The 19788-nt window shown below is 39.8% G+C and carries 19 protein-coding genes; 8 read left to right on the top strand and 11 right to left on the bottom strand.

From position 1 onward, the window contains the following. Nucleotides 1-217: 217 nt before the first annotated feature. From MED217_RS15215 to MED217_RS15195, 5 genes are all read left to right on the top strand, one after another. Entirely contained in the window at nt 218-1198 is a 981-nt protein-coding gene (locus tag MED217_RS15215; RefSeq protein WP_009781437.1) for a hypothetical protein, read from the top strand. A gap of 206 nt (nt 1199-1404) precedes the next feature. Then, on the top strand, nt 1405-2115 hold the full coding sequence (locus MED217_RS15210; protein ID WP_040532939.1) for a hypothetical protein: 711 nt from the start codon (nt 1405-1407) through the stop codon (nt 2113-2115). A gap of 113 nt (nt 2116-2228) precedes the next feature. Next, complete coding sequence (gene prfA / locus MED217_RS15205) at nt 2229-3305, top strand: peptide chain release factor 1 (RefSeq protein ID WP_040533712.1); 1077 nt, start codon at nt 2229-2231, stop codon at nt 3303-3305. A 26-nt stretch (nt 3306-3331) separates the two neighbouring features. Continuing rightward, nucleotides 3332-4153, top strand: coding sequence for an orotidine-5'-phosphate decarboxylase (pyrF, locus tag MED217_RS15200; protein ID WP_009781434.1), 822 nt, complete (start codon nt 3332-3334; stop codon nt 4151-4153). A 17-nt stretch (nt 4154-4170) separates the two neighbouring features. Then, nucleotides 4171-4950 (top strand): ABC transporter substrate-binding protein, encoded by a 780-nt coding sequence (locus tag MED217_RS15195; RefSeq protein ID WP_009781433.1) that lies wholly within the window; start codon nt 4171-4173, stop codon nt 4948-4950. 5 nt (nt 4951-4955) lie between these two features. Here the strand turns inward: MED217_RS15195 and MED217_RS15190 are convergent, their stop codons facing one another. The 3 genes from MED217_RS15190 to purU are packed head-to-tail and all read right to left on the bottom strand — an operon-like array spanning nt 4956 to nt 7538. After that, nucleotides 4956-5933, bottom strand: coding sequence for a carbohydrate kinase family protein (locus tag MED217_RS15190; protein ID WP_009781432.1), 978 nt, complete (start codon nt 5931-5933; stop codon nt 4956-4958). Between the two features lie 6 nt (nt 5934-5939). Beyond that, nucleotides 5940-6641 carry a DUF4197 domain-containing protein gene (locus MED217_RS15185; protein WP_009781431.1) on the bottom strand — a complete coding sequence of 234 codons (702 nt, stop codon included), beginning with the start codon at nt 6639-6641 and terminating at the stop codon, nt 5940-5942. A 42-nt stretch (nt 6642-6683) separates the two neighbouring features. Then, nucleotides 6684-7538, bottom strand: coding sequence for a formyltetrahydrofolate deformylase (purU, locus tag MED217_RS15180; RefSeq protein WP_009781430.1), 855 nt, complete (start codon nt 7536-7538; stop codon nt 6684-6686). A gap of 165 nt (nt 7539-7703) precedes the next feature. Here purU and MED217_RS15175 point away from each other — a divergent pair, with 165 nt between their 5' ends. Next, complete coding sequence (locus MED217_RS15175; protein WP_009781429.1) at nt 7704-11123, top strand: methylmalonyl-CoA mutase family protein; 3420 nt, start codon at nt 7704-7706, stop codon at nt 11121-11123. 155 nt (nt 11124-11278) lie between these two features. Here MED217_RS15175 and MED217_RS15170 read toward each other — a convergent pair whose 3' ends face one another. Further along, nucleotides 11279-11806: a hypothetical protein gene (locus MED217_RS15170; protein WP_009781428.1), complete on the bottom strand. Its 528-nt coding sequence runs from the start codon at nt 11804-11806 to the stop codon at nt 11279-11281. Nucleotides 11807-11897: 91 nt separating this feature from the next. Then, on the bottom strand, nt 11898-12281 hold the full coding sequence (locus MED217_RS15165; protein WP_009781427.1) for a hypothetical protein: 384 nt from the start codon (nt 12279-12281) through the stop codon (nt 11898-11900). Between the two features lie 114 nt (nt 12282-12395). On the opposite strand from MED217_RS15165, the gene MED217_RS15160 reads away from it, so the two are divergent. Next, nucleotides 12396-12863 (top strand): Lrp/AsnC family transcriptional regulator, encoded by a 468-nt coding sequence (locus tag MED217_RS15160; protein WP_040533710.1) that lies wholly within the window; start codon nt 12396-12398, stop codon nt 12861-12863. On the opposite strand, the gene MED217_RS15155 is transcribed toward MED217_RS15160, so the two are convergent. The 6 genes from MED217_RS15155 to MED217_RS15130 form a co-directional block, all read right to left on the bottom strand. Next, nucleotides 12855-14069 carry an Nramp family divalent metal transporter gene (locus tag MED217_RS15155; protein ID WP_009781425.1) on the bottom strand — a complete coding sequence of 405 codons (1215 nt, stop codon included), beginning with the start codon at nt 14067-14069 and terminating at the stop codon, nt 12855-12857. The genes MED217_RS15160 and MED217_RS15155 overlap by 9 nt on opposite strands. Nucleotides 14070-14075: 6 nt before the next feature. Beyond that, nucleotides 14076-14633 (bottom strand): RNA polymerase sigma factor, encoded by a 558-nt coding sequence (locus MED217_RS15150; RefSeq protein WP_009781424.1) that lies wholly within the window; start codon nt 14631-14633, stop codon nt 14076-14078. Further along, on the bottom strand, nt 14624-15727 hold the full coding sequence (locus tag MED217_RS15145) for a glycosyltransferase (RefSeq protein ID WP_009781423.1): 1104 nt from the start codon (nt 15725-15727) through the stop codon (nt 14624-14626). The genes MED217_RS15150 and MED217_RS15145 overlap by 10 nt, the downstream gene beginning before the upstream one ends. A gap of 9 nt (nt 15728-15736) precedes the next feature. Continuing rightward, nucleotides 15737-15940 (bottom strand): hypothetical protein, encoded by a 204-nt coding sequence (locus tag MED217_RS15140; RefSeq protein ID WP_009781422.1) that lies wholly within the window; start codon nt 15938-15940, stop codon nt 15737-15739. A 171-nt stretch (nt 15941-16111) separates the two neighbouring features. Next, nucleotides 16112-17128, bottom strand: coding sequence for a UDP-N-acetylmuramate dehydrogenase (gene murB / locus MED217_RS15135; protein WP_009781421.1), 1017 nt, complete (start codon nt 17126-17128; stop codon nt 16112-16114). Then, nucleotides 17129-18319 (bottom strand): pyridoxal phosphate-dependent aminotransferase, encoded by a 1191-nt coding sequence (locus MED217_RS15130; protein WP_009781420.1) that lies wholly within the window; start codon nt 18317-18319, stop codon nt 17129-17131. Between the two features lie 151 nt (nt 18320-18470). Between MED217_RS15130 and MED217_RS15125 the strand changes: the two genes are divergently transcribed. Continuing rightward, the gene (locus MED217_RS15125; protein ID WP_050759334.1) at nt 18471-19784 is read left to right on the top strand and encodes a pepsin/retropepsin-like aspartic protease family protein; all 1314 of its coding nucleotides are present in this window, start codon (nt 18471-18473) and stop codon (nt 19782-19784) included. The last annotated feature ends 4 nt before the right edge of the window (nt 19785-19788 follow it).

Here is a 19788-nt window from a genome sequence, read left to right as displayed (position 1 = left end):
AAGTTAATGAAAATCTTAAGTCAATTTGCAAATATCTGATAATAAAATATTTAAGTGCAGGTTGTCTTGAAATACAACGTTTTCGTCGAAAAATTTCTTGTTGGGTGGGAATTTAAGTTATTTTAAAGATTCCCTAGAACCTCTCCCCTTTAAGCAGCCGTCTGGCCGTCAACTAAGTATATTATTTATTAACCATTTATATATTATTAATTGAATTATGAAAAATTCTATTCTTTTATTAGGTGCGAGTTTAATCTCCGCAGCAGGAATTGCACAGAGCAATTCGAGTACTTTAGAACAGCAGGGTAATGCCAACCTTGGAGTCGTGTATCAAGTAGGTACATACAACTATTCTTATGGGTATCAATTAGGTGATGAAAATACTCTGGATGTTGATCAAGAAGGAGCTTACAACTCAGCGTATTCTTATCAATATGGAAATTTAAATGACGCGGCAATTTCCCAACTGGGTGATTCTAATTTTTCACAGGTTGTACAGCAAATTGAAGGAAACACTGCCGAAATTTCTCAGGAAGGAGCAGTCAATGGGGATTATGTTTATCAGTACGGTACAGAAAATGATGCTACCGTAGAGCAGGTAGGTGATTTTAATTATGGCTATTCTGATCAATCTGGGGCTCAAAACAGTGTAACACTAACCCAATGGGGGAATGATAATGCAGCTTACCAAATTCAAAATGGTAATACAAATTCAGCAACGATCACGCAAGGTGTTGACTATACGGGCTGGGCTTCCTCTCAAATCGGTTTTGCGCAGCAGGAGCAGTATGGTGATGCAAATGACGCTACTATAACGCAAAGAGGACAATATCAATTTGCGCTTCAAGCTTCTATAGGTGATAATAATGAGGTTGTGGCTTACCAAGGTAACGACAACAACTACTCACGTCAATATCAGGAAGGCGATAACAATTTTGCAAATACACAGCAGTATTTCTCTACACAAACCTCTTTTCAAGAGCAAGTAGGAGATGGTAATTATGCAAATACGCTTCAGACTTCAGGAGATCTTAACTTCGCAACAGTAGCACAATGGGGAGATGATAACTATGCTTTAACAAGACAGCTAGGAGATTCTAATGGTGCAGCTGTGACGCAGCTAGGACTAAGTCATTCAAGTACAATTATGCAAACCGGAGCATTTAATGCTGCAGATGTTTTTCAGACTGACTTCTAAATTTAAAGTTGTTTTACTTCTAAAGCCTTGTTTATTTGACAAGGCTTTTTTGGTAAGATTATATGCATTCATTTCAATAAAATAATTAAGTTTAAGTGCTGTATTGCAGGGGCTTTGACTCGTTATAGTCCGGTTTTTGTATCAGAAGAAAATTTTTAGCGGGTTTTATGAGCCGTATTCAAAACAATTTTAAAACAGAGAAAAAGATGCTCAAACTTAGCAGTTTGGTGTTTTGCGCTGTTGTGATTGCGGTACTCAATATTTTGGCTATAAGTTTTCTTTCTCCTATCCCTATGCGCGGCGTGCGGCTTATTTCTACCTGCCTTTTTTTGAGTTACTACACCTTTTTTATTTCAGGGCGTAACAAGTATGTTGTGGCCATTTTAATTGCTTTAGTTGCTCGAGATTATTTTTATATCCATTATGAGCAAGACGATTACGATTATTACTTTTTTGCGTTCAGTATTTTGAGCTATATTCTGTTATTAATAAAGCAATGGCGTAAGCTTATTAAATACAAATTTCAAACACCTTCCCTTTTAGTAGGAGCTCTGCTTACATTCGCTTTTGCTTTTATGCTTGTACAGCTTGAGGAAATTGCCTCTCCAGAATTTAGAGAACCGGGAATAACCTATGCATTTTATATTTTTGGAAGTGCTATTATTGCGCTTTTATTGTCTTCCCTTTATTATTATTACCGTGTAGGAAGTCGCAGGTCTATAATATTTTGTTTTCTCGCGTACAGCTGTTTAATAACAGATGTTGCTTCATGTTTTGCATATTACGTTTCGATTTATGAAATGTACTACTTAGAACGAATAGCCTATGTAACGTCTTTGTTTTTACTTATCAACTACGGTTTAAATACGGGACTTTTAGATCGGGAGCGTAAATACAGCACCGACTATTCAGAATAAACTCAAGATAGCAGCTGAAGTATTCTTTCTTCCTAAACATTGCTTTTCGCACAATTAAAATAACAGCAAAACGCTTTTTTTTTATGTAAATTCGCAAGCAATTAAAAATGCTTATGCTAGAACGATTAAACTTTATAAAACAACGCTTTGACGAAGTAAGCGATCTTATCATTCAGCCAGATATAATCAGCGATCAAAAGCGCTATGTTGAATTAAATAAAGAATACAAAGATTTACGCGCACTTATGGATGAGCGCGAGAACTATATTAAGCATACCCAGCGTATTGAGGAAGCTGAAGAGATCATTGCCGATGGTAGCGATCCTGAAATGACCGAGATGGCAAAACTTCAGTTAGAAGAGGCCAAGGAGGCGATGCCTGCTTTGGAAGAAAAAATTCGTTTTATGCTTGTTCCTAAAGATCCTGAAGACGCAAAGAATGCTGTGATGGAAATTAGAGCAGGAACCGGTGGGGACGAAGCAAGTATTTTTGCCGGAGACCTGTATCGTATGTATATGAAATACTGCGAGAGCAAAGGCTGGAGAACCAGTACGATTGATTACAGTGAAGGAACCAGTGGGGGTTATAAAGAAATTCAGGTTGAGGTGACCGGTGAAGACGTTTATGGAACCTTACGCTTTGAAGCCGGAGTACACCGCGTACAGCGTGTGCCACAAACCGAAACACAAGGTCGTGTACACACCAGTGCGGCTACCGTTATGGTATTTCCTGAAGCTGAAGAGTTTGATGTAGAAATAGACCCTAAAGATGTACGTATAGATTATTTCTGTTCGTCAGGTCCTGGTGGGCAGTCGGTAAACACGACGTATTCTGCGGTGCGTTTAACACACGAGCCAACAGGTTTGGTGGCGCAATGTCAAGATCAAAAATCTCAGCATAAGAACAAAGAGAAAGCGTTTAAAGTATTGCGTTCGCGTCTTTATGATTTAGAGCTTGCTAAGAAGCAGGAAGAAGATGCAGCAAAACGTGGGTCAATGGTAACCAGTGGAGACCGAAGTGCAAAAATACGTACCTATAACTATCCACAAGGAAGGGTTACTGATCACCGTATTAACTTGACGCTTTATGATTTGGCCAATATTATTGATGGAGATATTCAGAAAATTATTGACGAATTACAACTGGTAAGCAATACCGAAAAACTAGCCGAAGGCGGCGATTCTATTTAATCGCTTAATTGTAAATACATATCGTTTTGAACATCAATACGCTTGTTGAGCAAATAAAGAAAAAGAAATCAGTTTTATGTGTGGGACTGGACACCGATCTAGATAAAATTCCTAAACACTTGCTTGAGGAAGAAGATCCCATTTTTGCATTCAACAAAGCGATCATTGATGCGACGCATCAGTTTGCGGTGGCTTATAAACCCAACACCGCTTTTTATGAAGCTTACGGTTTAAAAGGCTGGGAGTCTTTAGAAAAAACGATAAACTATTTAAACGAGAAGCATCCTGATGTTTTCACGATCGCCGATGCAAAACGTGGTGATATCGGGAACACCTCAAGTAGATATGCTAAAGCTTTTTTTGAAGATCTTGGTTTTGATTCGGTGACCACAGCACCTTACATGGGAAAAGATTCCATTGAGCCTTTTCTGGCTTTTGAAGAGAAATTCACCATAATGCTGGCGCTCACGTCTAATCCCGGTGCATTCGATTTTCAAACCCAACAAATTGATGGAACCGAGCTCTATAAAAAAGTTTTAGCGACGTCAACCACTTGGGAGCACAGCGAGCGCTTGATGTATGTAGTAGGCGCAACAAAGGCTGAATTTCTGGTAAATATTCGTCAGATTATTCCGGATGCATTTTTGCTCGTTCCGGGAGTAGGTGCGCAGGGCGGAAGTATGGATGAGGTTTTTAAATACGGAATGAATGATCAGGCCGGACTGCTCATCAATTCTTCTCGCGGAATTATTTATGCATCTTCATCTGAAGATTTTGCTGAAGCAGCAGCAGCCGAAGCAGAACGTCTTCAAAAGCAAATGGCTTCGCATCTCGAAAAACTCGGTTAAACCTGTATTTTTGATCTATGCTAGATCAATTAGGCCGTGAAATAAACCTCAAAAACACTCCCAAACGTATCGTTTGTCTCGTCCCCAGTCTCACCGAATTGTTGGTAGATTTAGGATTGAGCGATTGGTTAGTTGGTGTGACCAAATTTTGCATACATCCTGAAAATCTCAGAAAACAAAAAACTATAGTTGGTGGAACCAAGTCCATTCACGCCGATCGCATAGCAGCCCTAAAACCTGACTTTATCCTGTGTAATAAGGAAGAAAATACTCAGGAAATTGTTGTGGCTTGTGAACAAATCGCTCCAGTGTATGTTTCAGATATAAATGATTTTGATTCATTCTACAGTTTTGTAGATGACTTAGGAACACTTTTACGTTGTAAACCTCAAGCTGAAGCATTGGTAACAGCGGTAAAAAACCGACTTGAGCAATTCAGAGCAAAAATGGTTTCTGAGCCTGTGCGCAGCGTACTTTATATTATTTGGAAAGACCCGCTAATGGCTGCCGGAAGAGTGACCTTTATCAATGTGCTTTTAGAAGTGTGTGGTTTCAGAAATAGTATAGCAGAAGAACATTCGAGATATCCTGAAGTGGATTCAGAGCTGCTGAAAAAAGCAGATTATGTACTGCTTTCTTCAGAACCGTTTCCGTTCTCTGAAAAACATATTGCCGAATTCGAAACTCAGACTGAAGCACAAATTCTATGTGTAGATGGGGAGTATTTCAGTTGGTACGGTAGTAGGCTTCTAAAAGCCTTTGATTATTTTCAGGATTTGGTATTTCAGATGAAGTAGCTAAGTTAAGAGTAGCTGTTCCTGCGTATTTCTTCGGTTTCTTCAGCAGTTTTAAATACATCCCAATCTTTTCCTTGTGTGCGTCGAGCTCCTAAAATGTTAGCAAACTGACCTGCTTTTATGGGATCGTTATATTTAGCAAATCCATAAGCTAATCCACCGGCAAAACTGTCTCCGCATCCTGTAGTATCCACAACTTTGTCGACTTTAACCGAAGCGATCCAGTCTTTTTTGAGTTGGTCATGTTCCATAGCATACAAAATGCATCCCCTGGAGTCCATGGTGACATAGAAATACGACACGCCTTTTTTCAAAACGTGCATAGCAAGATCGTCGAGATGTTCTGTTGCGTTCTCGTCATAAATTGAAGGAATCTCGCGCTCGTATTCACGCGCGAATGACATGCATTGCGATTCTTCTAAATTCATTTTTAAAACATCAATATACGGAAGCCACTCATCACGATCTACCCAAAATTTGCGATGGCGATGCCCTTTAACATCCATAGCTGTGGTGGCACCGTGCGCATCAAAAACGATGGTTGCGTCGCTGTGTTTTTTAATATGTTTGAGTGTGCTCAGGCTTATTTCAAAATCGGTGATGGGAACAAAAACGAAAACCGCAGCATCCAGATGTTTTTTAATATGCTTTGGCCGTATGGGATTCATACAAGCCAATTGTTTTTCTTCGCGATTATTTTGATCTTTAAAATCAAGAAGAATCACGGTGCCGCTGTCTTCTTTAGTGTTGATTCCGCTAAGATCAATATTTTTAAAAGGAGCAAATTCAGAGGTGATCCCTTCTTCATCTTTCTTATGCATATTACTTACGGGTACAACCACGCCTTCATCATCCAATAATTTGGATAGCGCTATCACCGGGTGCGTAACACAGCCATAGCGCATAATAATATCGTTTTCATAAGTTGAAATCGTATCTCTTGGGATAGGGCCGGCAACAACTATTTTTAGCGGATTTGACATAAGATTCTAATCTTGAAGTGCAAACACTTTTTTAAGCAGCGTGGTGGTACGCGCAGAAAAATCGGTTCTTATTTCTTTCTCCTCAACAGCGATCATCGTGTAAACCCCTTTTAAGGCTTCTTTGGTTACATAATCTGTTAAATCAGGATTTACATTATTGGTAAGTGGTAATGCGTTGTATTTGGTGATGAGGTTGCTCCAGATTTGATCAGCGCCCACTTTGCTGAAAGATGATTTGATTACCGGATTGAATTTGTCATACAATTGCGCACTGGTTTTATTTTCCAGATAGGTTGTTGCCGAATTATCAGCTCCCAGAAGTATATTTCTAGCATCGTTGAAGGTGATGCCTTTGACGGCGTCAACAAAAATAGGCGTCGCTTCGCTTACCGCATCTTCAGCAGCACGATTAAGTACTTTTAAGCCTTCATCGGCAAGACTGCCAAGGCCAACATTTCGTAAGGTTTGATCTACTTTTTGTAATTCTTCCGGTAGCAAGATTTTTACTAAATTATTTCCGTAGAAGCCGTCTTTTTGGGTGAGTTTGGTTACTTGTTTGTCGATACCAAAATCCAAAGCCTGGCGCAGGCCGCTGGCGATGGTTGTGTTGTCAATGCCCGTTTGATTGGGTAGATTATCAACCACAGATTGTAATTCGGCACAACTGCTAAGGATTAAAACCGAAAGAAGGGCTACTATTTTTTTCATAGTGTTAAGTTAGGCTATTCTTGAAGATTTAAAAAATGTGCTTTAAGAGAAAATCACGGTTTTATTACCAAAAACTAATACTTTGTGTTCCACATGGGCTTTGATAGCGCGTGCTAAAACAATTTTTTCTAAGTCCCTTCCTTTAAGGATAAAATCCTGAACCGAATGCACGTGAGACACACGTACGATCTCTTGTTCAATAATAGGGCCTTCGTCCAGATCAGCAGTAACATAATGACTGGTAGCGCCTATGATCTTTACGCCACGTTCAAAAGCAGCGTGGTAGGGTTTTGCTCCGATAAATGCCGGCAAAAAGGAATGGTGAATGTTGATGATCTTATTCTTGAATTGTGCTACAAAGTCATCAGAAATGATTTGCATATAGCGTGCGAGAACGATCAAATCGATTTTGTGCTCTTTAATCGCTGCGATTTGTTCTGCTTCAGCTTCTGCCTTAGTTGCTTTAGTCACCGCAATATGTTTAAACGGAATTTCAAAACGTTTGGCTACGATTTCCAGATCAGGATGATTACTGATGATCAGGGGGATCTCAACAGGTAATTCTCCTGAGGCGTAACGTCCTAAAAGATCGTATAAGCAGTGATCATATTTAGAAACAAAAAGGGCTAAACGCGGTTTGTAATATGCATCAAAAAGTTGATAGGTCAATTGATAATCGTCAACAAATTGAGCAATAAACTGCATCTCAAAATCTGCGATGCTAAAACCCTCTTGATCAAATTCACTTTCAACACGCATAAAAAAGATACTTTCCTGGCGGTCTACATGTTGATCGAGATACACAATATTTCCTTGGCGTTCAAGAATAAACTGTGTTATAGTGGTGACAATACCTTTGCGATCTGGACAATTGATTAAAAGCGTAATTTTCTGCATAATTTGAAAAGCTTGGTTGGTTGATTCTCAGCGGATAAAATTAAGTTTGTCTGCTCGCTAATCTAGAAAATAAACTTTCAAATTATAATATTAATAACACAAAATAATTATCAATTAGTTAGTAATTATTTAAATTAGTGGTCTTAAAAAAGCAAAAAATTACGAATGAATCAAATTCAGCCATATAATCCTAAACATAAAGTACGTATTGTAACCGCAGCCTCGCTTTTTGATGGTCACGATGCCGCAATAAACATTATGCGTCGTATCATTCAAGCAACAGGTGTTGAGGTGATTCACCTCGGGCACGACCGCAGTGTAGAAGAGGTTGTGAACACGGCTATTCAAGAGGATGTTCAGGCGATTGCAATGACTTCGTATCAAGGCGGTCATACCGAATATTTCAAATATATGTATGATTTGCTTCAGGAAAAGGGAGCGGGACACATCAAGATCTTTGGCGGCGGCGGCGGAGTAATTCTTCCGGAAGAAATCGAGGAATTAATGAATTACGGGATCACGCGTATTTATGCGCCAGACGATGGGCGTGAGATGGGATTACAAGGAATGATCAACGATCTTGTTGAAAAGGCCGATTTTGCTCCGGCTGCGGAAGTTTTGCCGAAGACTGAAAAAATTCAAATCGCGCTTCAGGAAAAGGACGTGAATGTTTTAGCCCGACTCATTTCCATGGCTGAAAATAATCACGACGTATTTCTAGAGAAATTTAGAGCGGTAGAAACAGCTTCTAGCGTTCCGGTATTGGGAATTACAGGAACCGGAGGTGCGGGAAAATCCTCGCTGGTAGACGAACTCGTAAGAAGATTTTTAAATGATTTTCCTGATAAAAATCTTGGGATTATTTCGGTAGATCCTTCAAAACGTAAAACAGGCGGTGCGCTTTTAGGCGATCGTATTCGTATGAATGCGATCAATTCGCCGCGCGTTTATATGCGCTCGCTGGCGACTCGTCAAAGCAATTTGGCGCTTTCTAAACACGTGCAAGAAGCCGTTGATGTGTTGAAAGCGGCTCAATACGATCTCATTATTTTAGAAACCAGCGGAATCGGCCAGAGCGATACCGAAATTCTTGAACACAGCGATGTGTCTTTGTATGTGATGACTCCGGAATTTGGCGCGGCTACGCAGCTTGAAAAAATCGATATGCTTGATTTTGCCGATCTGGTTTCCATAAATAAATTCGACAAACGCGGGGCTCAGGATGCGCTGCGTGATGTGAAAAAGCAATATATGCGCAACCATCAATTGTGGGAAGTTGATCAAAAAGATTTACCTGTTTACGGAACTATCGCTTCGCAGTTTAATGATCCCGAAATGAATAAATTATATTCCGAGATCATCAAAACACTCAATGCAAAAACCGAAGCGAATTTTGAAAGTACCTTCAGCGCTACCGATGAGTTGTCTGAAAAGATCTTTGTGATTCCGCCGGCGCGCACGCGTTACCTTTCTGAGATCGCCGAAAATAATCGCAGTTATGATGACACCGCAGCTACTCAGGCTGAAGTTGCACAAAAACTCTACGGGATTTTTAAAACATTAGATACCGTAACCGGTGAGTTGCCTAAACTTGACAAGACTGGACTAATTCTAAACGACGCTGCAGAAGATCAGGATTTAGCAAAACTGCTTCTAGCTGAATTTGACAAGGTAAAAATGAATCTGGATCCCTATAATTGGGAAGTGATCTTAGGTTGGCAAGATAAAGTGAATCGCTACAAAGATCCGGTATACACGTTTAAGGTTCGTGATAAGGAAATCAAGATCGAAACGCATTCAGAATCTTTGTCGCACAGTCAGATTCCTAAGGTGGCGTTGCCAAAATATCAAGCCTGGGGCGATATTTTAAAATGGGTGTTGCAAGAGAATGTGCCGGGAGAATTTCCGTATACAGCAGGATTGTATCCGTTTAAACGCACGGGAGAAGATCCTACCCGAATGTTTGCCGGAGAAGGTGGCCCGGAGCGTACCAACCGTCGTTTTCACTACGTGAGCATGGGCCTACCTGCAAAGCGACTTTCTACCGCTTTTGACAGCGTCACGCTTTATGGTAATGACCCCGATCATCGCCCAGATATTTATGGAAAGATCGGAAATGCGGGTGTTTCTATCTGCTGTCTCGATGATGCAAAAAAACTGTATTCAGGTTTTGACTTGGCAAACCCGATGACTTCGGTAAGTATGACCATTAACGGCCCGGCACCAATGTTGCTTGGCTTTTTTATGAATGCAGCCGTTGATCAGGCGTGTGAAAAATACATTACAGAGAACAATTTAGAAGACGAAGTCGAGCAAACCATTCATTCGATTTATAAGGAAAATGGATTAGATCGACCGGTATACAACGGCGAACTTCCCGAAGGAAATAATGGTCTGGGTTTGATGTTGCTTGGCGTTACCGGAGATCAGGTTTTGCCAGCGGATGTCTATTCAAAAATTAAGGAAGAAACGATCAAACAGGTGCGCGGTACCGTTCAGGCCGATATTCTGAAAGAAGACCAGGCGCAAAACACTTGTATTTTTTCAACTGAATTTGCACTGCGTCTTATGGGGGATGTGCAGGAATATTTTATCGAGAATCAGGTGCGCAATTTTTATTCGGTTTCTATTTCAGGATATCATATTGCTGAAGCAGGTGCTAATCCTATTACACAACTCGCGTTCACTTTAGCAAATGGGTTTACCTATGTGGAGTACTATCTAAGCCGCGGCATGGACATCAATAAATTTGGTCCCAACCTGTCGTTTTTTTTCAGTAATGGTATCGATCCAGAATATGCTGTGATCGGTCGTGTGGCGCGTAGAATATGGTCTAAAGCGCTAAAGCATAAATACGGAGCCAATCCTCGAGCTCAAATGCTAAAGTATCACATTCAAACTTCAGGAAGATCTTTACACGCGCAGGAAATTGATTTTAACGACATCCGTACGACGCTTCAGGCGCTGTATGCGATTTATGATAATTGCAATTCGTTACATACCAATGCCTACGACGAAGCGATCACCACGCCAACTGAAGAAAGCGTGCGCAGAGCGATGGCGATTCAGTTAATAATTAATAAAGAGTTAGGTTTAGCTAAAAACGAAAATCCTATTCAAGGGGCGTTTATAATAGAAGAACTTACAGATTTGGTAGAGGAAGCCGTCTTGACTGAATTTGATCGAATTACAGAACGCGGCGGCGTATTAGGCGCTATGGAAACCATGTACCAACGCAGCAAAATACAGGAAGAAAGCTTGTATTATGAGACGCTGAAACACAATGGAGATTTCCCGATTATTGGTGTGAATACGTTTTTAAGCAGTAAAGGTTCGCCAACGGTAAAACCTGCAGAAGTCATCAGAGCAACTGAGGCAGAGAAGCAAGCGCAGATCAATACCTTAACAAAGCTTCATAAAGCCTACGAAGATCAGGCGGAAAATGCCTTGCGTAAAGTACAAGAGGCGGCGATCAACAACGATAATATTTTTGAACAACTTATGGAAGCGACAAAAATCTGTTCGCTCGGTCAAATTACCGCAGCACTTTTTGAAGTTGGAGGTCAGTACAGAAGAAATATGTAAGACCTAATCAAACATTATATCAAAAAAATGCCCTTTTTTCAAAGGGCATTTTTTTAGCACCGCCAAAGGGTTTAATATACCGAGGCTTGCCTCGGAATTGAAATTTCGTTTTCAATCAATGCCGCATAGGCTTAACTTGATTTAGTTTACTGTTTTTAATCTTCAAAATCAAGATCGTCGGGATCAAAAGGTAAATCGTCGTCCGGATCGGGATCGTTATAATTGATTCCCGGTGGATTAAAGAGTCCCCAGCGATCTATCATGTAATTCCACGGGTCAAAAGTCTTTACCCATTCTGCAAATAAAATCCTGAAATCTTCAATCTCGTTACGAAGTAAGTTGAGGTATTCGGTTTCTTTAAAACCAAACATCTCTAAACCGGTCATATGTGTTGCGAGATCGCGTGCACATTTGCGAATGATAGTGGCCTTTTCCATCTTAATGTCATAAAGGTCACAATGATAAGCTCCAGCAATCTTTGAAGGAATGATTGATGCATCTTCACGTATGAACAAGGCTTGACTGCGCAAAATTTCTTGTTCATTTTTGTCTTTTGAGTCAATCTCATAAGACGCTGCAATCTCTGCAATACGATTGGCCAACTTTAAAATTTCGGTTGCTTTTTTAAAGAGTTCGCTATCTTGATAATCATTTTGCGAATTAAAATCGTCTTCTGATGGCATGTGTTTTCTAGCTTTAAATCTGAGCCTTAATATAGGGGTGAAAGGATTGATTTAAAAATACAAAACATTCTTTTCAAAGAAATAGATGTACCTATAAGGTCATCATCCATTTATGCTGAAGCTTTCTGAATTTTCGAATTTCGCGACGCAATATGCGTACGAAGTCTTTTCCATTGCTTTCTGCGCGCTCCAGACGTTCACACGTGCGGTATAGACTAGAAGTCAACTGGTCTAAAGAAGCAGCGTGTTTTAATCGGTCGTCTTGAAAAGCTTGGTTTTCGGCTTTTAAAATTTCCGGAGCGAGTGAGTCTGATTGACGTACGATATCACCGGTAAAATATACGCATGGATCTTCGCTGCCATCTTTCTTGAGATGGGCAAGATCATAAACCAAATAGTTTGATACTGAGCGCGAAAGCTTCAGGATCTCGATTGCTTGGTTATAAAGATGCGTATTTCGTGGTACGTAAGTCATCGTTTAAATTGTGATTCAAATTTAGCGGTATTTCAAAACTTATATATTTTGATTTTAAAGTGTAAATTTGTATTTACTTTAATTTTTAAAGAAATAAATCTAATTTGTTTAAAAATGCATATTGATTCTACAAACTGGAAAATTCTTCAAATTCTACAACGCAATGCGCGTATGAGTGTGAGTGCGATTGGGCGTGAAGTGGGCATCACTTCGCCTGCCGTTGCAGAGCGCATTCGTAAGATGGAAGATGCTGGTGTTTTAATAGGTTATAAAGCTGAAATCTCTCATATAGAATCGGGTCATCAACTTAAAGCTATAATCACGTTGAGGGCTTTTATGGGAAGGCTGAAACCCTTCTTAGAGAAGGTTCATGATTTTAGCGAAGTGCTCAATTGCTATCGAATTACGGGGAATGAAAATATTTTTATGGAAGTGGTACTTTTTGATCAATTCCATCTAGAAGAATTTATCGATAAACTCATTACGTATGGCGAGACCAAAACGCATATTGTGCTTTCTACCGTTATAGAAAATGCACCCATTAGAACTCGCAAGGAAGAACGAAAGAAAAAATCAGAATAGCGTACTCAAATACCACAAGCTGAAAAGAACGAGCAATACGATAGCAAACCAACTGAAATAATTAAGCAGTTTGCTTGGTCGATGTTCTTCTGGCACTTCGGCGCTGTTCATTACCAGTACATTACTGATCGCAAAAAACGGAGCAGTCAAAAAAGAAAGGATGGTTGCAATGTTTACCAGTGTTCCCATCTCGTTGGTCAAAAAGAAAAGAATACCCACAGTGCCCAGAATGAGAATGATGATCCAAATGAGATAACTATTCTTGTTTTCTTTTTCGGTGATAAGTTCTAATGCTTTTGCCATGGAGCGCGGCGAAGCGTCTAAAGTTGTAAGCGTTGTACTAAACATAGTCGTCAAGGCTGCGATACCAATGAGGTAAAATGCCCAATTACCCAGACTACCGGTGTACATATCAATTAATTGCTGTGCAAAAGCAACACCGCTAGAGCTAAAGCTGCTACCGCTATGAAACATAATAAACGTGCCTAATGCTACAAAACAGGTGCCAACGATTATAGTGCCTAGAAAGCCGATGTTAAAATCAAACACAGCAGATTTTGGTGTGATCGTACCACTTTTAGCTTTTTCCAAAGACCATAAGGAATGCCAGATAGAAATGTCTAAAGGCGCGGGCATCCAGCCCATAAATGCGATAAGAAATGCAATACCCACAGAATCTTTAGGAAGAATTTGAGTTAAACTAACAGCTTCAGAAGTTTGTGAGCCTGCCATAAAAGCTGCAGCAAGCGTGCTTATCGTGAGCGTGATCACGATGACTTTCATCAAGCGATCTAAGAGATTGTAGCGGCCAATTATTAAAATTACAGCGCAAATGCCGGTAATGATCAGAGACCAGATTGTGATGTCCCAGTTCACATCAAAGATATAGGTAGCAATACCTGCCGTTACGATGGTTACCGCGGTTTGAATGGTGAAAATCGTAAGTAAGTTGATGCAGAAATAAATTATTAAAACGGCTTTACCCAGACGTTTATAACCGTCTAGAAGACTTTGGCCGGTAGCGGCGGCATATCTGGGACCAAACTGAAAAAAAGGATATTTTATAATGTGAATAAGCACCAACGCCCAGACTAAACCTAAGCCATAATCAGCTCCCGCACGGGTAGACTGAACCAAATGGGATACACCAATAGCAGCACCGGCAAATAAAAGACCGGGACCCAACTGTTTAAAAAATGCTTTCATGATTGCTTATTGCTCTTTTTCAATCAAGTCTGATAGTAAGCGGCGTGCGCGCAATAATTTCACCTTCACATTACTCATAGGTTCGTTTAAAGTTTGCGCCATTTCTTTGTAACTCATTTCTTGAAAGTAGCGCAAATTTATCATTTCTTGATAATGCGGTTTAAGTTTTTTGATATGCCCTTTGAGTTCAGAAAGACTTTGTTCTGTGATGAGCGCGTCTTCAGCAGTTGGGTTGTCGTCAACTACTTTATTCATCTTTTCATCTTTACTGAAATGACGCTGCCTGCTGCTTTCTTTCCGAAGTAAATCAATGTGTAAATTCTTAGAAATCGTGATCAACCACGTACTGAATTTATAGGCATTGTCAAACGACTCTAATTGATTAAAGGCTTTCGCAAAGGTCTGAATCGTAATTTCTTCCGCTTTAAATTCGTCTTTAGTACGGTCAAGCTGAAAGCGGTAAACCATATTCCAATGGGTGTTGAGCAGGTAATTATAAGCGCTCTGACTTCCTGCTTTAGCTTGAATTATTTTGTTATTGACGATGTCTTGATTTACTTCCAACGGCGGGGTTTTACCAGTGTGTTTGTTATAAAGATAAGCAATTGCAAGCTCACTAAAAATGGTTCTAGCAAGAGGGAATAAAATATCAGATCCTGTTCTTTCAGCTTCTTTGCAGCTTTTGCATAAACACGCCAAACATACAACTCACGCGTAAAAAATAAGCCTACCGCAGGTAATAAATATCCTTGAGTGACGAGTACCAAAGCAAAGAGTATAAAAAATAAAAGCTGCGAGGTATAAAACATTCCCAGTTGTAATTGGTGTTTAGGTAGGTACAAATGAGCGACGCCCACGTGTCTTCTTTTCTGAATAAACCAATCCCTCCAGTTGGTCTTTGGAGCAGAAATCGTAAATGCTTCCGGTTTAGTACAGACTGCTACATTTGTTGGTGTAGCATTTTGATTTACAAAAAGATCATCGTCTCCGGGCTTCACGTGATTGTGCGCTTCAAAGCCACCTGAAGTATTGAAAAGCGATTTGGAATAGGCAAGATTTCTGCCTACTCCCATATAGGGATTTTTGCGTAAAGCGTAAGAGCAATATTGCAACGCCGTGAGTAGCGTTTCAAAACGGATGAGTTTATTGAGAACCGATCCTTTAAATTTTTTATAAGCCCCATAACCGAGGACGATTTGTGTTTCTCTTGAAAAGGCTGCGCTCATTTTTTTGAGCCATTGATTTGACGCGGGGAGACAATCGGCATCTGTGAAAACTAAGGTTTCGTATTGCGCATTTTTGATTCCTAGCGTTATTCCTGCCTTTTTTCCGGTAGAAGATTTAAGATCAAAAACTGAAATGTTAGCATTTCTCTTTTCAAAATCCTGCATAATACTCAGGCTTGCATCGCTAGAGTGATCGTTGATCAATACAATTTCAAAAAGAGGATAATCCTGAAAAAGGAGTTTTTCAATTAAACCAAGGAGATGCGCTGCTTCATTTTTAGCACAAATAATGATAGAAATTCCATCAAAATGCGAATTGTTGTTTTCTTTTTTCTCTTCAGCGTTAAATACCGAAAAGTAAAGGAAATACCCTAAGTTGATACAGCAGATAAGGAGAAAGCTGTAAAAGAGGAATGGACTTAAAAAAGTCAAGCCAAGAATTTATGAGGCTTTTTGCGTAGAGCAGTCGCCAATTTCGTCCGGCATCTTACCGCACATACCACAAGCTTCACCACTTTTGTTCAGGTAAGGATTTTGGCTTGCACAAGTTCCGGCAAATTTACCGTCTTTTTTTGCCCAGATCTTAATTGCAATTCCGGCAAAAGCAAGTCCTAATAAAAGTAATGTGATCAATAGTAGTTTCATAACTAAAATATATAGTGCAAAGATACAAAATGAAGCCTTGAGCCCAAAGCAAATGCTTGGTCGTATTTACGGAGTGAGGATAACAAAACCTACTGTTAAATTTGAATCGAGTGTTGTGAAATATGCGGAAGCTAAAAATCCGTTTCAAATAGCATTGAAACGGATTTTTAGTTATTCTATAATATTGACTTCAGGCTGAATCTCAATGCCAAATTGCTGAAGAACTTCTTTCTGAATTCGCAGCGCCAAATCCCAGATTTCGTTACCGCTTGCATTGCCATAATTCACGAGAACTAAAGCTTGATTTTTATGAACACCGGCATCACCAAAACGTTTTCCTTTAAATCCGGCCCGTTCAATAAGCCAACCCGCAGGAATTTTAATTTCAGTTTCTGAAACCGTGTAAAATGGAACTTTAGGATGCTCTTGCTGTAACTTTTCAAACTGCTTTATCGAGATCACGGGATTCTTAAAAAAGCTCCCGCTGTTGCCTAATTCATCAGGGTTGGGAAGTTTTGAAGACCTAATATCAATGACCGCTTGAGCAATATCTTTTATCGTAGGATTATTGATTTGCTTTTCAGCAAGTACTTCTTGAATTGCCCCGTAACCGGTGTTTAATGTATGATTTGTCTTGTCAAGCTTAAACGTAACCGCAGTAATGACGTATTGGTCTTTCAACTCATTTTTAAAAACCGAATCTCTATAACCAAAACGACAAGCTTCAAGCGAGAAGGTTTTTTGTTCTAGCGTGGTTCTGTGAATTGCAGTACAGCTGTGAAAATGATCTTTCAATTCTACGCCGTAAGCACCAATATTTTGAACAGGAGCCGTACCTACATTGCCGGGAATAAGTGCCATATTTTCTACACCACCATAGCCTTGCTCCACACAATGCATCACAAACTTATGCCAGTTTTCGCCGCCGGCAACTTCTAACCAAATCGCTTCATCCGTTTCTTTTACCGTCTTAATTCCCTTTAAAGCGATGTGGATCACAAGAGCGTCTACATCATTTTTCAGCAGCATATTACTGCCGCCACCCAAAATAAACTTTTTAGGATATGCAGAATTTGCCAAAGCTTGTTTAAGCATTTCGATATTTGAAACCGAAATAAATGCTTTTGCTTTTGCTGAAATACCAAAGGTATTGTACGGTTTTAAAGAAGCGTTTTCCTGAATTTGCATTTAGTCTTTATACTGGCTTAAAGCTTCTTTTAAAAGTTCAACCGCTTCAATCAAATCTTCTTTTTTAAGTACGTAAGCGATACGCACTTGATTTAAACCTTCGCCCGGAGTTGAGTAAAAACCTGCTGCTGGAGCGACCATTACCGTCTTTTTGTTGACCTCAAAAGACTCTAAAAGCCACTGTGCAAAATCATCAGAATTCTTTACGGGAAGCTCGGCGATGCAGTAAAATGCACCTTTAGGCTTAGCAACACGCACACCGGGAATAGCTTCTAACCCTGCAACCAGCGTATCTCTACGGTCAACATATTCAGAAATTACCTCGTCAAAATAAGACTGCGGTGTATCTAGAGCAGCTTCACTTGCAATTTGAGCTAACGTTGGCGGACTCAAACGCGCCTGAGCAAATTTCATTGCTGTCGCCATAAGTTCTTTATTGCGACTTACGATGCATCCAATACGTGCACCACACATAGAAAAACGCTTAGAAACCGAATCGATCATAATCGTATGCGCGTCGATCTCACGTTGATTCAAAACCGAATTATGCTGTAAGCCATCGTAGGCAAACTCGCGGTAAACTTCGTCTGCAATTAAAAACAGATCGTGCTTTTTAACCAATTCAGAAAGTTGGTTGAGTTCGTCTTTGTTATACAAGTAACCGGTAGGATTTCCAGGATTACAAATAATGATTGCTTTGGTTTTATCGGTAATCTGTTTTTCAAATTCAGAAATAGGAGGAAGCGCAAAACCACTTTCAAAAGAAGAGATCACCGGCTTTACGGTAACACCTGAAGCTGTAGCAAAACCATTGTAGTTTGCATAAAAAGGTTCGGGGATAATGACTTCGTCACCCGGATCTGTAATGCTTCCCATAGCAAACATAAGAGCTTCTGATCCTCCTGTCGTTATGATGATGTCGTTAGCGTCCATCTCGATGCCTTGTTTGCCGTAATAAGCTGCCAGCTTTTGACGATAGCTTAAAAATCCGGCAGAATGGCTGTAGGATAAAACATCAATATCAGCCTCTTTTACAGCGTCAAGCGCAGTTTGAGGTGTTTGAATATCGGGCTGACCGATGTTTAATTGATGAATACTAATACCTCTGGCTTCTGCTGCTTCAGCAAAGGGTACTAATTTACGTATAGGAGATTGTGGCATCAACTGCCCTTTTTGCGATACTTGCGGCATGTCATTTAGTTTAAGCTGTAAAGTTGCAAATTATAAATGAGAAAAAAATTTAAAGATTGTTAGCGGGTTTTTGAAGGAATATTATTAAATTAACAATAAATGCATTTTAATTATGCGTTATGTTTATTTAATATCGACACTAATTGTTTATATGATAACTTTTGAGGTTTTTCCTCAAGGAGCTTTTCTTTTGCCTGAAGGTAAAAATCATATAAAAATTAAAGCCGATGTGGTGAATAATCTAATGATCATTCCTGTACAGGTTAATGGTGTTGAATTGTCTCTTCTTCTCGACACCGGAGTGCGTTCTACTATTTTGTTTAATGCGGAAGCCGATTACCCGCTAGAACTTAACAATCAATCTACTGTTTGGTTGCGGGGAGCAGGAGATGGGGAACCCACTAAAGCGATCAAATCTACTCAGAACATTATTAATGTTGGAGAAGCGGCAGCGATAAATCAAACCATCTATTACGTTTCTGATAGTGCGCAAAATTTTTCTCCGCGACTGGGATTTCCGGTTCACGGTATTATAGGCTATGCGCTCTTAAAAGACTTGGCAGTGGAGCTGAATTATCAAAAAAGTTATGTGAAGCTTTATGAGCCGGAAGTGTTTCGGTCTAAAAAGTTTCGGTCTTGTACCGAATTAGTATTTGAGTTGAATAAAGGGAAGCCCTATTTAAATATAGGCTTAAGTCAGAACGATACAGATTTTCAGGCAAAATTACTTTTAGATTCAGGAAGCGGTGATGCGCTGTGGTTGTTTGAAAATACGCACGAGGATATTCGGGTTTCTGAGAACTCTTTTAAAGATCATTTGGGCTTGGGACTCAATGGTGAAGTTACCGGGCATCGATCTAGAATTGCGCAGTTAACTTTAGGAGATTTTAATCTTAAAAAGGTGAATGTTGCCTATCCGGACGAATTATCGCTGGCTTATCTCAATGGCGTAGATTATAGGAATGGAAGTATTGGAGCTGAAGTTCTAAGAAGGTTTACAGTTTATCTCGATTATAGCGCAAAGAAAATGTTTTTGCGTAAAAACAGATATTTTGATGAACCCTTCAGGTACAATCGCAGCGGACTTGTTGTAGAGCATTCTGGTTTTGAGCTCGTAGCTGATATTGATTACAGCATCTCAAAAACTTCAGGAAATGCTACAGAAAATAATGCGACCAAAACTATTTTCTTAGAGACCAATATGGTGCAATTTCCGCAGTTGCAGTTAAAACCCAATTATGAGATTGCAGCCATACGTGACGATTCGCCCGGAGCTGAAGCTGGCCTGGCTGTAGGAGATAAACTCGTGAAAATAAACGGCCGAGATGTGCGTAATTTGGAACTTGATGATATTACCAAGCACTTTTTTAAAGAGGAAGGTGCTGTATTGCGGCTAAAAGTAGAACGTAATGGGATGGTGTTTAATCGAAAATTAAGACTTAAGAAACTTATTAAAGACCAGTAAATTG

The sequence above is a fragment of the Leeuwenhoekiella blandensis MED217 genome (assembly GCF_000152985.1).
Classification (GTDB): Bacteria; Bacteroidota; Bacteroidia; order Flavobacteriales; family Flavobacteriaceae; genus Leeuwenhoekiella; species Leeuwenhoekiella blandensis.
Note: the sequence above shows the minus strand (reverse complement) of the source record. Positions and strands in the feature narration are given on the sequence as shown.